This is a genomic window from Allorhizobium sp. NPDC080224, assembly GCF_050281005.1.
In the GTDB taxonomy this organism is placed as follows: Bacteria; Pseudomonadota; Alphaproteobacteria; order Rhizobiales; family Rhizobiaceae; genus Allorhizobium.
Genome location: NZ_JBNNWJ010000001.1, coordinates 2,222,417 through 2,235,844 on the forward strand (window position 1 = coordinate 2,222,417; position 13,428 = coordinate 2,235,844).

General features: G+C 61.2%; 13 protein-coding genes. 4 read left to right on the forward strand and 9 right to left on the reverse strand.

The window, feature by feature from the left end:
• Positions 1-68: 68 nt before the first annotated feature.
• Complete coding sequence (locus ACQKP1_RS11165; protein WP_203016407.1) at positions 69-1,274, forward strand: multidrug effflux MFS transporter; 1,206 nt, start codon at positions 69-71, stop codon at positions 1,272-1,274.
• 57 nt (positions 1,275-1,331) lie between these two features.
• Here the strand turns inward: ACQKP1_RS11165 and ACQKP1_RS11170 are convergent, their stop codons facing one another.
• Complete coding sequence (locus ACQKP1_RS11170; protein ID WP_427275271.1) at positions 1,332-2,159, reverse strand: inositol monophosphatase family protein; 828 nt, start codon at positions 2,157-2,159, stop codon at positions 1,332-1,334.
• A gap of 177 nt (positions 2,160-2,336) precedes the next feature.
• On the opposite strand from ACQKP1_RS11170, the gene ACQKP1_RS11175 reads away from it, so the two are divergent.
• Positions 2,337-2,954: a thioesterase domain-containing protein gene (locus ACQKP1_RS11175; RefSeq protein WP_427275272.1), complete on the forward strand. Its 618-nt coding sequence runs from the start codon at positions 2,337-2,339 to the stop codon at positions 2,952-2,954.
• 5 nt (positions 2,955-2,959) lie between these two features.
• On the opposite strand, the gene ACQKP1_RS11180 is transcribed toward ACQKP1_RS11175, so the two are convergent.
• From ACQKP1_RS11180 to rpsD, 5 genes are all read right to left on the reverse strand, one after another.
• Positions 2,960-3,541: a protein-S-isoprenylcysteine O-methyltransferase gene (locus ACQKP1_RS11180; RefSeq protein WP_427275273.1), complete on the reverse strand. Its 582-nt coding sequence runs from the start codon at positions 3,539-3,541 to the stop codon at positions 2,960-2,962.
• On the reverse strand, positions 3,538-4,743 hold the full coding sequence (locus ACQKP1_RS11185; RefSeq protein ID WP_427275274.1) for an alpha/beta fold hydrolase: 1,206 nt from the start codon (positions 4,741-4,743) through the stop codon (positions 3,538-3,540). Before ACQKP1_RS11185 ends, ACQKP1_RS11180 begins: the two co-directional genes overlap by 4 nt.
• Before the next feature lie 176 nt (positions 4,744-4,919).
• Positions 4,920-5,807, reverse strand: coding sequence for a tRNA 2-thiocytidine(32) synthetase TtcA (gene ttcA, locus ACQKP1_RS11190; protein WP_427275275.1), 888 nt, complete (start codon positions 5,805-5,807; stop codon positions 4,920-4,922).
• 58 nt (positions 5,808-5,865) lie between these two features.
• Positions 5,866-6,792, reverse strand: a complete 927-nt coding sequence (locus tag ACQKP1_RS11195) for a glutaminase (protein ID WP_427275276.1) — start codon at positions 6,790-6,792, stop codon at positions 5,866-5,868.
• Positions 6,793-6,905: 113 nt separating this feature from the next.
• Positions 6,906-7,523: a 30S ribosomal protein S4 gene (gene rpsD, locus ACQKP1_RS11200; RefSeq protein WP_427275277.1), complete on the reverse strand. Its 618-nt coding sequence runs from the start codon at positions 7,521-7,523 to the stop codon at positions 6,906-6,908.
• A 353-nt stretch (positions 7,524-7,876) separates the two neighbouring features.
• Between rpsD and ACQKP1_RS11205 the strand changes: the two genes are divergently transcribed.
• Both ACQKP1_RS11205 and pepT read left to right on the forward strand, forming a co-directional pair.
• Positions 7,877-8,698 carry a D-alanyl-D-alanine carboxypeptidase family protein gene (locus ACQKP1_RS11205; RefSeq protein WP_427275278.1) on the forward strand — a complete coding sequence of 274 codons (822 nt, stop codon included), beginning with the start codon at positions 7,877-7,879 and terminating at the stop codon, positions 8,696-8,698.
• 41 nt (positions 8,699-8,739) lie between these two features.
• The gene (gene pepT / locus ACQKP1_RS11210; RefSeq protein WP_427275279.1) at positions 8,740-9,975 is read left to right on the forward strand and encodes a peptidase T; all 1,236 of its coding nucleotides are present in this window, start codon (positions 8,740-8,742) and stop codon (positions 9,973-9,975) included.
• Positions 9,976-10,002: 27 nt separating this feature from the next.
• Here pepT and ACQKP1_RS11215 read toward each other — a convergent pair whose 3' ends face one another.
• The 3 genes from ACQKP1_RS11215 to ACQKP1_RS11225 all read right to left on the reverse strand — a co-directional run bounded on the left by ACQKP1_RS11215 (position 10,003) and on the right by ACQKP1_RS11225 (position 13,151).
• Positions 10,003-11,523, reverse strand: coding sequence for a helicase HerA domain-containing protein (locus ACQKP1_RS11215; protein ID WP_427275280.1), 1,521 nt, complete (start codon positions 11,521-11,523; stop codon positions 10,003-10,005).
• Between the two features lie 99 nt (positions 11,524-11,622).
• A complete protein-coding gene (locus tag ACQKP1_RS11220) occupies positions 11,623-12,759 on the reverse strand; it encodes an MFS transporter (RefSeq protein WP_427275281.1) in 1,137 nt (378 codons plus the stop codon).
• A 149-nt stretch (positions 12,760-12,908) separates the two neighbouring features.
• Positions 12,909-13,151 carry a DUF1127 domain-containing protein gene (locus ACQKP1_RS11225; RefSeq protein WP_427275282.1) on the reverse strand — a complete coding sequence of 81 codons (243 nt, stop codon included), beginning with the start codon at positions 13,149-13,151 and terminating at the stop codon, positions 12,909-12,911.
• Between the last annotated feature and the right edge of the window lie 277 nt (positions 13,152-13,428).

A 13,428-nucleotide genomic window follows, 5' to 3' on the forward strand; every position in this document is an offset into this window, starting at 1 on the left:
TTCATGCCGTTCTAAGGTCATAATTCATGTCAGATTCATTACAGTCCTCTCCCAAGACGCTTGGGGGAATGGGACGTGCCGAATTCATCGCAATGATGGCATTCCTCATGGCGCTCAATGCGCTTGCGATCGACATCATGCTGCCGGGTCTGCAGGAAATCGGCGCAGCCCTGAATGTCGAAAACGAAAATCATCGCCAGTATGTCGTTTCCGCTTATCTGATCGGCTTCGGCTTCGCACAGCTCTTCTACGGCCCGATCGCCGACCGCTTCGGGCGCCGGCTCCCGATGATCTTCGGTCTCGCGATCTATGTCGTCTCCTCACTCGCGGTCGTCTTCGTGCCCTCCTTCGAATCGCTGCTCCTCCTGCGCTTCATCCAGGGCATCGGTTCGGCTGCAACCCGTGTCATCACGGTCTCGATCGTTCGTGACGTCTTCGGCGGCCGGCAAATGGCAGAAGTGATGTCGCTGATCATGATGGTCTTCATGGTCATTCCGGTCGTCGCTCCCGGCACCGGTCAGGTGATCATGCTCTTCGGCGATTGGCACTGGATTTTCGTGTTCATGGCGGTAATCGCAGTGATCGTCGGCGTGTGGATGTATATCCGCCTGCCCGAGACGCTGGCGCCGGCGGATGTCCGCCCCTTCACCGTGAAGGTGATCTTCGACGGCTTCCGTATCGTGCTCACCGACCGTGTGGCCCTGTGTTACACGATCGCCAGCACCTTCATCTTCGGTGCGCTGTTCGGCTTCATCAATTCGGCCCAGCAGGTCTATGTCGGCATCTATCAGCTCGGCGTCTGGTTCCCGGTCGCCTTCGCGGCAGTCGCCCTGTTTATGGCGCTCTCCTCCTTCGTCAACGCCAAGCTGGTCGGGCGTTTCGGCATGCGCAAGCTCTCGCATGGCTCGCTGCTCGGCTTCATCGCGATCAACCTGATCTGGCTGGTGGTGCAGGTGCTCGGGCCCCAGCCGATGCCGTTCTTCCTGTTCATCACCTTCTTCTCGCTGGCGATGTTCCAGTTCGGCTGGATCGGTTCGAATTTCAACTCGCTGGCCATGGAGCCCTTGGGCCATGTGGCAGGCACCGCATCGTCGGTTCTCGGCTTCATGGGCACGATCGGCGGCTCGATCATCGGTGCTGCCATCGGCCAGGCCTTCAATGGCACGGCATTGCCGATGGTCGCCGGCTTCTTCGTGGTTTCGGTGATCGGCCTCGTCTTCGTGCTGATCGGCGAGAAGGGTCGCCTGTTCCAGGCGCACAACAAGCCGGTCTGATCCGAGACAATCCACTGAAATGCGAAAGGCCCGGTCAATGCCGGGCCTTTTTGCTGATCAGTCGACGGTGAAGATGCGTTCCCGCAACTCCTGCCAGGCGTCGACGTCGGAGGCCACCAGCAGCCCACCCGAGGTGTGATGCGGCAGATAGGGTGAACCGTCGAAGCGCGCGACATGGGCGCCCGCCTCCTGCATCATCAGCGCACCAGCCAAGTGATCCCAGGGCATCAGCTTGTTGTACATCGCAAAATCCATATGCCCCTGGCCGAGCAGCCGGTACTCATGGGCAGCACAGCGATAGCTGGTGAACAGCCGGACCTCGGCGAGATTGGAGAGGATCTTTCGGCGGGTCTCGATGTCGAAGAAACCGGTATTGGCGATCCCGATCATCTGTTCGAGCGGGCCGCTGGGCCGCACCTGCATCTGCTCCTGGCTGCCATCCGGCCGGTAGATCCATGCACCCGAGCCCTTCTCCACCAGCGCCCAGTCATTGCCGATCGGGTCGTATATGACGCCGCCGATGGTTTCGCCCTTGGAGACAACGGCGAGGATCATGCCGAACAACGTCAGGCCCGATGCGAAGTTGAAGGTGCCGTCGATCGGATCGACGACGACGGCAAGCTCGGCGCCTTCAAGACGATCGAGCAGCGCCGGATCGGCCGCGACCGATTCTTCGCCGACGAACAGGGCATCGGGCATCAGCGCCTCGATTCCCTTGCGAATGACGCGCTCAGCGGCCTCATCTGCTTCCGTCACGAGGTCGATAGCCTCGGATTTCATTCTGACATCACCATCACCGAGATTGCGAAAGCGCGGCAGGATCTCTTCGACGGCAGCCTCCTGCAGGAGATTGGCAAGGGCGGCGATATCGATGGTCGCGGTCATGAGAGGCCTTTCTGTTCCGTGAAAGAGGCGCGAAAACGGGCACCGTTCGGGATGCGCCCGTTCTAGCCTGTCGACAATGGCGAAGTACAGGGCCAATGGCCCGGCAAGTCGGTTGTCAGGCTCGACAAATCATGCATGAATCCGAAACTACTCCATTTTCGAGGATGTCCTCCCCACATGATTTCCAGGCGCGCCCTCCTCTCCCAGGCATCCCTTTTTCTAGTAGCCTCCGTCCTGCCCGCCGAAGCGGCAAAGCCCCGTAAGCCGCAGCCGCCGAATGGGCAGGTCTACCTGTTTCGCGGCTTTGCGGACATCTTTTCGACGGGCATGAACACGCTCGGCCAGCAGTTGAAGGCGGATGGGGTAGATGCGCAGGTAATGTCGCTTCCCAATGCCCAGACCTTTGCACGCAGGATTGCCGATCGCTACCGCGTCTCGAAGGATGCCCGCCCGATCGTGCTCGTCGGTCATTCGCTGGGAGCGGACATGACTTTTTCGGTGGCACGCGCCTTGCAACCGATGAAGATCCCGGTGGCACTCATCCTGAGCTTCGATCCGACCGGCAAGGGGCCGGTGCCTGCCAACGTCAAGAAGACGCTGAACTTCTACACCGGTGGCGAGAACCTGTGGTCACCCGTCCTGCCCGCGCCCGGCTTCAAGGGCGAACTCGCCAATATCAACCTGCGCCAGGGCGAAACGGCAATCAGCGGCATCGGCCACTTCAACATCGACAAGAACCCGAAGCTGCACGAGCGGTCGATCAAGGAGATCAAGCAGGCGCTTCGTCGTCGCTGATGCGCTCAGAATATGCCGGGAACCAACCGCTTGGTGCGGGCGCAATAGGCGTCGTATTCGGCGCCGAAGGTGTCCCGCATCATTGCCTCCTCGCGCGACTGGCGCACGGCATAAAGGGCAAAGACGGCGACCAGTCCGGCAAGGCCTGCAATCCAGTTGGGGATGAGAAGCGCCTGGGTCACGCCCCAGAGCAGGAAGGACGCATACATCGGGTGACGCACATAGGCGTAGACGCCGCCGGTGACCAACTGATGTCCTTCGCGCACTTCCAGCGTCACCGACCAGTTCTTGCCGAGATCCTTGTGGCTGCGACGGAAGAGCCAGAGAAAGGCGACCCCCGAGAGCGTCCCGAGGACGAGGATAACCGCCCCCTGCCCGCGATCGGCCAGTCCTCCAAGGACATCCAGCCGCCAGAGAACAGGCATCACGACCAGCCCGAACGTGCAGAGAACGAGTAGCGAAATGTCGAGCGGCGTGCGCTTGTCGACCGCCGTCTTCTGACGCCGTGCCCGACGCATGGCCGGATAGCGCATGGCGCACCAGGTCACTAGCATCAGGGCCCAGAGGATGAAGGAAATGCGGATCATGAAGTCGCCTTTGCGGTCTTGTCTACCTCTGCCGATAGCGGCAGCCTGTGGCCTCTTACGGCGTCGATCGGCCGGGTGCCACAGCAGATCATGAAGAAATCATAGAAATAGCGGCGGCTGTTCGCCGAGATAAACTGATAGTGAACGCGGAAGAAGTTCTTCTTTATCCGCCTGTAGGTCCGCCTTTCCAGCATGTCACGGATGCGGACCTGAAACTGCCGCGGAAAGGCGTCGCTGCGCTGATGGACAAGCCCTGCACGGGCGTAAGGGTCGCACTTGTAGAAGTTGATGATGTCCGTCAGCGACTGGAACTCGGTCCATCGAATGCCGGGATGACGGGCAAGCGCCTGCAGGCGCGATCGTGCGCGCGATGCTGCAGGGTGCAGCGCAACCTTTAGAGATGTCGAACCGACAGTAACCAGCTGAAAGGCGACGGGCCTTCCTTCCGCTGCCAGTCGTTCCGCCAATTGGTGAGCCACGTCGAGGATGAGAGCGCCGCCCGTCGAATGCCCGACAAGCAGGACTTCGTCATAGGCCGATTGCGCCATGCGCTGCGAAATCAACGCGGCCCAGGCATCGATCCGCTGATCCATGCCTGGGCGCCGGCAATGAAGGTGCTCACGGCTGAACGACCAGAGATCCATGAGGTGGAAAACGAAATAGCGTCGGCCGACAGAACGACCGAGAGCATAGGTGACAGCAAGCCCGGCAAGTCCCGGCAAAAGCGGGCCACCGGGAAGTCCAATCCAGTCCACGAGACGATAGGTGATCGTACCGAACCAGACGAACAGTCCCAGCATGACAAGGGGGTAGAGGAAATAGAGTGCGAAGCGCCAATTGGTGGCAAAGAAGCGGAACATCGTGCCGGAGACGACGTAGTCGAAAAAGGCAACGAGATACGCAAGAAGCCGCGAGACGAACGGTCTGGCACCGTCATGCTTGACGATATCGTCGAAGCTCAAAAAGGTAATCTCGGATCGGCAGACGCCGTCGGGACCTCGATAGTCGGCGACCGCCGTCGTCGCGGAAGCCTCCGCTGCCTCGACCGGTACCCCGAGTGTCGCCTCGACCGACCAGCACTTGCAGAAGCGCTCCATTTCGCGGCCGATTCGCCGAAAAAAGCCGGCAGCATCGTTGCGTTCATATCCCCCGACGAGAAAGACGGCACGCCTCGACACCGAAGGCTGAGCGACCTCAGACATTCCTACTCCCACACAATTCACGGAGCCCGGCAAATCGACCTGCAGGACCCCTAATCCGAGCGCAATGTGCAAGAAGCCTATCGCACAGTCCAGCCTCGCGGCCCGATCTTGGCGCAATGCAGCAATTTTCCTGTGTCTTTACAAGCAAGCCTGAGAGAAACCGGGCGAACCGGGCTTCATTCGCCCCTGGTCGCCATCAGACCGGCGAAATCGAAGAGCTTCGGGTCGAGCAGATGGGAGGGATCGACATGCGCAAGTGCCCTGAGCATCGCATCCTTGCGTCCCGGCATCTTCGCCTCGATTCCGGCCAGCATGTCCTTCATCGCATTGCGCTGCAGACCGTCCTGCGAGCCGCAGAGGTCGCAAGGGATGATCGGGAACTCCATGGCCTGTGCGAAACGCGCCATGTCCTCTTCAGCAGCGTAAGCCAGCGGACGCAGGACGAAGAGATCCTTCTCGTCGTTCAACAGCTTGGCCGGCATGGCCGAGAGCCGGCCGCCATGGAAGAAGTTCATGAAGAAGGTCTCGAGGATATCCTCGCGGTGATGGCCGAGCACCAGCGCATCGCAGCCCTCCTCGCGGGCAATGCGGTAGAGATTGCCGCGACGCAGGCGTGAACAGAGCGAGCAATAGGTGCCGCCACTTGGCACCTTCTCCTTCACGATGGAATAGGTGTCCCGATACTCGATCCGATGTTTCACCCCGATGGAAGCCAGATATTCTGGCAGGACATGTTTCGGAAAATTCGGCTGCCCCTGGTCGAGATTGCAGGCGACCAGCTCCACCGGCAAGAGCCCGCGCCATTGGAGGTCGAGGAGGATGGCAAGCAGGCCATAGCTGTCCTTGCCGCCGGAAAGACCGACCAGCCAGCGCTGCTGGCCTTTCAGCATGTCGAAGTCAGACATTGCCTGGCGCACCTGCCGGATAAGCCGTTTGCGCAGCTTGTTGAACGAGACCGAGCGTGGGGCCTTGGCGAAGACGGGGTGAACCGTCGACAGATCAAGCTCGCCCTCGCCGTCGAGCACGGCGGCATTCTGGCTATCGATCATGTTGACGAGGTTCATCTTCGGCTCCGGCCTCGGCGGCTGTTCGGCTCTCCAATGCCCTGTGCGACCGGCAAGATCAAGTCCCGAAGACCGACCAGCCCGTGCGGGTAGCGAGCATTTCAAGCGCCACGGAGCCGAGCGCCGAATTGCCGACCTTGTTGAGCCCAGGCGACCAGACGGCGATCGACGCTTTGCCCGGAGCCACCGCGAGAATTCCGCCGCCGACGCCCGACTTGCCGGGCAGGCCAACCTGATAGGCGAAATCGCCCGAGCCATCATAGTGGCCGCACATCAGCATCAGCGCGTTGATGCGGCGCGCCCGCTTCGGCGAAACGACCGAAAAGCCGGTCAGCGGATTGGTGCCCCTGTTGGCCAGAAACAGGCCTGCATGGGAAAGCTGGACGCAGGAGAGCGCCAGCGCGCATTGGTGGAAATAGACCCCGAGCGTGTGTTCGACCGGGTGCTGCAGATTGCCGAAGCCGCGCATGAAATTGGCGAGCGCAAAATTGCGGTAACCGGTGCGCTGCTCCGACTGCGCTACCTTCTCGTCGATCGACAGGGTCTCGTCATCGGCGAGATAGCGCATGAAGCGCAGATATTCGCCGATCGCCTCGCGCGGTGCATGGCCCGCAAGCACCATGTCGGTGACGACGATCGCACCGGCATTGATGAAGGGATTGCGCGGGATGCCATGCTCGTGTTCGAGCTGGACGATCGAATTGAACGACGAACCGGACGGCTCGCGACCGACGCGCTTCCAGATCGATTCGCCGGCCTTGCCGAGCGCAAGCGTCAGCATGAACACCTTGGAAATACTCTGGATCGAAAAGGCCGTATCGGCATGGCCGGCCTTGTAGGTCTGGCCCTCGACGGTGGTGATGGCAATGCCGAACTGCTTCGGATCGACGCGGGCGAGTTCCGGAATGTAGTCGGCCACCTTGCCCTCGCCAAGGCGCGGTTCGAGCGCACTGACAATCTCGTCGGCGATCAGCTGCAGATCCATGTCATACCCCTTACCCGCGTTTGTACCCCGTCATATTTCCCGGTGAACGCTGCACTGCAAACAGAAAAAGCCGCCCCGAAGGGCGGCTTTCCACAAATCCGTCTCGCGAGCAATTAGCGCGAGTAGAATTCGACGACCAGGTTCGGTTCCATGATGACCGCATACGGAACATCCGAAAGGCCAGGAACGCGAACGAAGGTGGCAACCATCTTGTTGTGGTCGACTTCGATGTAGTCAGGAACATCACGCTCAGCGAGCGATACCGATTCCAGAACCGTGACCAGCTGCTTCGACTTCTGGCGAACTTCGATGACGTCGCCGGCCTTGCAGCGGTACGAACCGATGTTGACGCGAACGCCGTTGACGGTGACGTGGCCGTGGTTGACGAACTGGCGGGCAGCAAAGACCGTCGGTACGAACTTGGCGCGGTAGACGATGGCGTCCAGACGCGACTCGAGCAGGCCGATCAGGTTTTCGCCCGTGTCACCCTTGCGACGGTTGGCTTCGTCGTAAGTTGCGCGGAACTGCTTTTCGCGGATATCGCCGTAGTAGCCCTTGAGCTTCTGCTTGGCGCGCAGCTGCACGCCGAAGTCGGAAAGCTTGCCCTTGCGGCGCTGGCCGTGCTGGCCGGGGCCGTATTCGCGACGGTTCACCGGGGACTTCGGACGGCCCCAGATGTTCTCGCCCATACGGCGGTCAATTTTGTACTTGGAAGATGCGCGCTTGCTCATCCGTATTTCCTCTCAACAGGTTACAGCGGTTTGTTACCAAGCCGCTTAAGGAAACACGCCCTCCTCTGAGCCCCCGTTTCCGAGGCTCCGACAGGATTCTCACGTCAGCGAACGGAGAAAACCACGGGACATGTCAAAACAAACACCGGGCTTTGTGGCCCGGCGTTGGGGCGTCATTAGTGGGGTGTGTGAGAAAAGTCAACACGTCATCAGGGACGTGTGTGACGAAAGAGTGACTTGAGTATCCGCCATTCTCTGGCGGAAAACCAGGCGATAAGGCCTGCAAAGGCTGACAGACGGGCATAAGTTCGCTATCCCCCATACCATCCTCCATGAAAGAAGTCTCTCCTTCGATGATGACAGACCTGTCCCGCCGTATGCTGCTCGCCTTCGCTGTAACGCTCTCAATGTTTGCGCCGGCAGCGGCCGAGATCCAGAAACCCGGCCATGCCCATATCCTGATCGACGCTGGCACCGGCGCAATCCTCGAGGCCGAGAATGCCGATATGGTCCTCTATCCGGCATCGCTGACGAAGATGATGACGCTCTATCTCACCTTCGAGGCGCTGCATTCGGGACAATTCAAGTGGGCCCAGCGCCTCGTCATGTCTGAGAATGCAAATGGCAAGGAGCCCTACAAATTCGCAGTCGGCGCCGGCAACACGATCAGCGTGCAGGAAGCCGTCATGGGCATGGTCGTACTGTCGACCAATGACGCAGCGACGGCGGTTGCCGAAACGCTGGCAGGCTCCGAGGAAGCCTTTGGCCGGATGATGACGGCGAAAGCCCGCGAACTCGGCATGACCAGCACGGTCTTCACCAACCCTTCAGGCCTTCCCGATCCACGTCAGGTGACGACCGCCACCGACATGGCGCGTTTGGGGCTGGCGCTGCTGCGGGACTTCCCCGAAGAGTACAAGCTGTTCGCCTCGCGCGGCATGACCTTCCGCAGCATGAAATTTCGCGGTCACAACGCCTTCCTCGTGCAGTATCCGGGCGCCGAAGGGATCAAGACCGGCTTCACCAATGCCTCGGGCTACAACATCGTGACCTCAGCAAGCCAGGGTGACCGCCGCCTGATCGGCGTGGTTCTGGGTGCCGAAAGCGCCAATGCCCGCACACAGGAAATGATCACGCTGTTCGACCGTCATTTTGGCACCAAAGTCAGCCAGTGACGGCAGGAAGCCCCAAGAATGCCCCCGAGAAAGCCATTGCCATGACCGACACCGTTCTCGACCGCTTCCTCCGCTATGTCGTCATCGACACCCAGTCCGATCCGGCCTCCGACACCCAGCCTTCGACTGAGAAGCAGAAGGATCTCGGGCGCGTGCTGGTGGCAGAACTTCTGGCGCTTGGCCTTACCGACGCCCATCTCGACGAGCATGGCAACGTCTATGCGACGATCCCATCCAATACGGACAGGGACGTGCCGGTCATCTGCTTCTGCAGCCACATGGACACCGCACCCGACTTCACCGGTACGAACGTCAAGCCGCAGCTGGTGCGCAACTACCAGGGCGGCGACATCACGCTGACCGGCGACACCAGTCAGGTGATCCGTGTCGCCTCCCATCCGCAGCTGAAGAACCAGATTGGCAACGACATCGTCACCACCGACGGCACGACGCTGCTCGGCGCCGACGACAAGGCAGGTGTGGCCGAGATCATGACGGCCGCCGCCCATCTGATGGCGAACCCAGACATCAAGCACGGCACGATCAAGATCCTCTTCACGACGGACGAGGAAATCGGTCGCGGCGCGGACAAGGTGGACCTCGAAAAGCTCGGCGCCCGCTTCGCCTATACGCTCGATGGCTCGACCGTCGGCGAGATCGAGAACGAGACCTTTTCCGCCGATGGTGTCGTGATCGAGATTACCGGCGTCGCCATGCATCCGGGTTATGCCAAGGGCAAGATGGAGAACGCCATCAAGGCCGCAAGCGACATCGTCGCCCGCCTGCCGCGCGACATCGCACCGGAGACCACCGAGGGACGCCAGGGTTTCATCCACCCTGTCGACATGACAGGCAGCATGGAGGCGGCGAAGCTTCAGCTCATCGTCAGAGACTTCACCGAAGCCGGCCTGAAGGAGAAGGAAGAGCTGCTGGAAAAGATCACCCGGGACGTCATGGCGACCTATCCGGGCTCGAGCCACACGCTCAAGGTCAAGCACCAGTATCGCAATATGAAAGAGGTCCTCGATCGCCATCCGGAGATCATGGAGAATCTCGAGGAAGCCGTGCGCCGCGTCGGATTAGAACCCGTCCGCCACAGCATTCGCGGCGGCACCGACGGCTCGCGCCTCTCCTTCATGGGCCTCCCCTGCCCCAACATCTATACCGGTGGCCATGCCTATCACTCACCGCTTGAATGGGTGAGCGTCCAGGACATGGAAAAGGCCGTCGAGACGATCGTCGCGCTGGTCCGGGTATGGGAAGAGCGGGCGGCGTAGGCTGCCCCTCAACGGAGGCGAAAAGCCTTACTCGGCAGCCGATGGCGTCTGCTCTTCGGCATCCACCTGGTTCGGATCGCCGGGCTGCGTTTCGGCTTCGAGATCCGGGAAGGCAACGATGCGCTTGCCGGAAAAGTCGGTGTGCACGACGACCAGCCCCTGTTCCTCGAAATAGCCGAGAAGACGCCGGGCGCGGCGGGCCGAATGGGTGCCATATGCCCGTGCAATCCGCTGGTCGGATGGGCATTCCTCGTTGCGGAGGGCGGCCTTAGCGAGCAGCAGGAACACGCCCTGCAAATCGTCGGAAACCCGCACGGACAGCGACAGCGCCGTCTGCCAGCCCTCGCTTGCAGCCGTCTCCTCGTCGACACCCGCACGGGCGATCGCCACGCGGCGACGAAACTCACCCATCGGCATTGGCGGACCGGAGACACGGCGCATGCGCGCGCGCACTAGGAACTCCTGGTAAAGCACGCTGTCGGTCCGATAGGCCGCCTGCGGATCGCCGAGGATTTCGCCAAGCACGGCGGACAGCCGGTCCTCCCGCTCCTCGGCTGACATTTCAGCGCCACGGCTAGGCGCCTCACTCGAGGAGGGCGCCAGTGAAGCCGGCGTCGAACGCGAGAGCTCGGCCAGAATATCCGTCGTCGGACGGGGTGCCGGTGGTGCACGGCGGACGATCGGCCGTGTGAACTCTTCCGGATCCGGCGTGAAGATCAGGTCTTCGACATCCGGCAGCGCATCCGGCAGCGGCATCAGCATGGGCGACGACGAACGCGCCGACGTTTCGACCGCCCCAATGACGATCGGCAGCGGACGACGCGACATGGCAGGGCCGAGTGCTACGAAATTGCCGCGCTGTAAATCGCGGAACATCTCCGCCTGGCGACGGTCCATGCCGAGCAGGTCGGCTGCACGCGCCATGTCGATATCGAGGAAGGTGCGGCCCATCAGGAAGTTGGAGGCTTCGGCCGCGACGTTCTTCGCAAGCTTTGCCAAACGCTGCGTCGCGATCACGCCGGCAAGCCCGCGCTTACGGCCACGGCACATCAGGTTGGTCATGGCGCCAAGAGACATCTTGCGCGCATCTTCCGAGACATCGCCACCGACGGCTGGCGCAAACATCTGCGCTTCGTCGACCACGACCAGCACTGGATACCAGAACTCGCGATCGGCATCGAAGAGACCGTTGAGGAAGGCGCCGGCCGCACGCATCTGCTGCTCGACATCGAGGCCTTCCAGCGTCAGCACACAGGAAACCCGGTGGCGGCGGATACGGTCGGCGATACCGGCAAGTTCGGCTTCAGTGCGCTCGCCGTCGACGACCACATGGCCATACTTGTCGGAGAGCGTGACGAAATCACCCTCGGGGTCGATGATGACCTGCTGCACCCATTGCGCCGACTGCTCCAAGAGACGGCGAAGCAAATGCGACTTGCCCGAGCCCGAATTGCCCTGCACCAACAGGCGCGTGGCGAGAAGCTCCTCGATATCGAGCTTGGCAGGCTGTCCCCCCTGCACCGTTCCCATATCGATTCCGACCTTCAATGGCGGCATCCTCAAATCATGTGTTGATCTCAAGTCCCTAACAGACTTGGGCGCCCCCGTGTGTGCCGCATAAGCGAAACCCACAGGGAAGTGCGGCTCTCAGGCCCGCTGACGCCGACGCAGAAGCCCGGCAAGCAGGATGCTGAGTAACAGGGTCGGCAGAAGCGTGGCAAGCCCGCTGCGCAGATCGAGCATCTCAGCGACGAAACCGATCATCGGCGGACCGACGAGAAAGCCGAGAAGCGCAATGAAGCTCAAGATCGCAACATTCTCGGCCGCCGGACGGTCGGCGAGATCGGCGGCCGCCGTGACCGCGAGCGGGAAACCGACGGACACGCCGAACCCGACGCAGGCGAGCCCCAGATAGACCAGCGGCGTAACCGGCGCCAGGACGACCACCATCATGCCGGAAAGCGCAAAGACGAGGCAGACCCGGGCAAGCATGACCGAACCGAACTGCTCCTTCGCGCCATCGCCGACAAATCGCCCGACGGAGACCATCAGGGCGAAGACGACGTAACCCATGCCCGTCGCCATGCCTGATGTCGCGAACACATCCTTGAGGTAGACGGCGGACCAGTCGGCGACCGCTCCTTCCGTCATCGTGATCCCGAAGACGAAGAGACTGATGCCTAGAATACTGGGGCTTGGACGCCGCCAAGACGAGCGAGGCTGCGCTTCGGTCACGGGAGCCTCGTAGACGGGCAGTGCGCGACAAACCATCACTGAAATCGGGACCAGGAAGAGCGACAGCAGACAGATCGCCATGAAGGGCGATGTTTGGAGTGCAAGGAAACCAGCACCGATAAGGCTGCCGGTCATGATGCCGAGGCTCCAGAAACCGTGGCAGCGGTTCATGATCGACGCCATGCCGCGCTTTTCGATCACATCTGCCTCGACATTGAGCCCAAGTTCAATCGTCGAGAGGCCGATCCCGAGAAGCACGAGCAGGAAGAACAGCGAGGCAAGACCGGGCGCAGCCACAGGCAGAGGCACGAGCACCAGAAACACCGGAAACCCGAAGATCAGCGTATTGCGACTGCCTATCCGACCGACCAGCTGCCCGGCAAAGGGCAGCATCAGCAGGATGCCGGTTGGCAGTCCGAGCAATGCCATGGCAAGTTCGGCCGGACCGAGCGACAGCCGCTCCTGAACGCCGGGGATCTGCGGCAGCCAGCTACCGAACGCGATTGGCTGCAGGAAAAAGGCAGCCATGATGGTGAGTTTGGGGGACATCAACGAACCGGAGAAAGTTGGCAGGGAATCACGTGGATCCCAACTGTCGGCGAGGGGCACCGGTTTGGAAAGAAGACCACAGCGTCGACTGGTCTTCTTGCCTACGAAAAAGAAGAACGGCTCAGTCGCCTGAACCGTTCTTCTTTGCCTCAGACACGGAAATCCCAGAGGACGAGGCTTCTCGGCCTTCTCCACGCCTCGTCCTCCTCTTCCGGGAGCCCGATGTCGCGCCGCAGCTGGGGCGACAGATGAGACGCCAGATTGCGGATCTGCCGCCGCCTCCAGCTTGCCCTGACCAGAGCGGCCAACAGCCGCCAGGAGCCGAAACGCTCAAGAAGTTCGTCTATCCGCTCGGCCAGCGGCAATTCAACTATGGATTGATTTTTGTGCATGACTTGTCCGTCCCGGAAAACGCGGATGCGCCCAGGTCCTTTCGATGATGAAAAGCGACGTGATGCAGGCACGCGAACGCATTCACACGCGCAGGCGGCAAGTCACGTCAGATGGTGGAGAAACGCCGAAAAGGCAGGAAAATGACTGATCAGACAGTCATCGGGTGGGGCGGCAGGTCGAGGAAAATCCCACGAAAGCCGATGGCACCGATCCGCCAGAGAGGCGCATGCGCATGAAAAAATGAGTCATCTGTCGCCTCCTGTTGGTCGTGTTGCG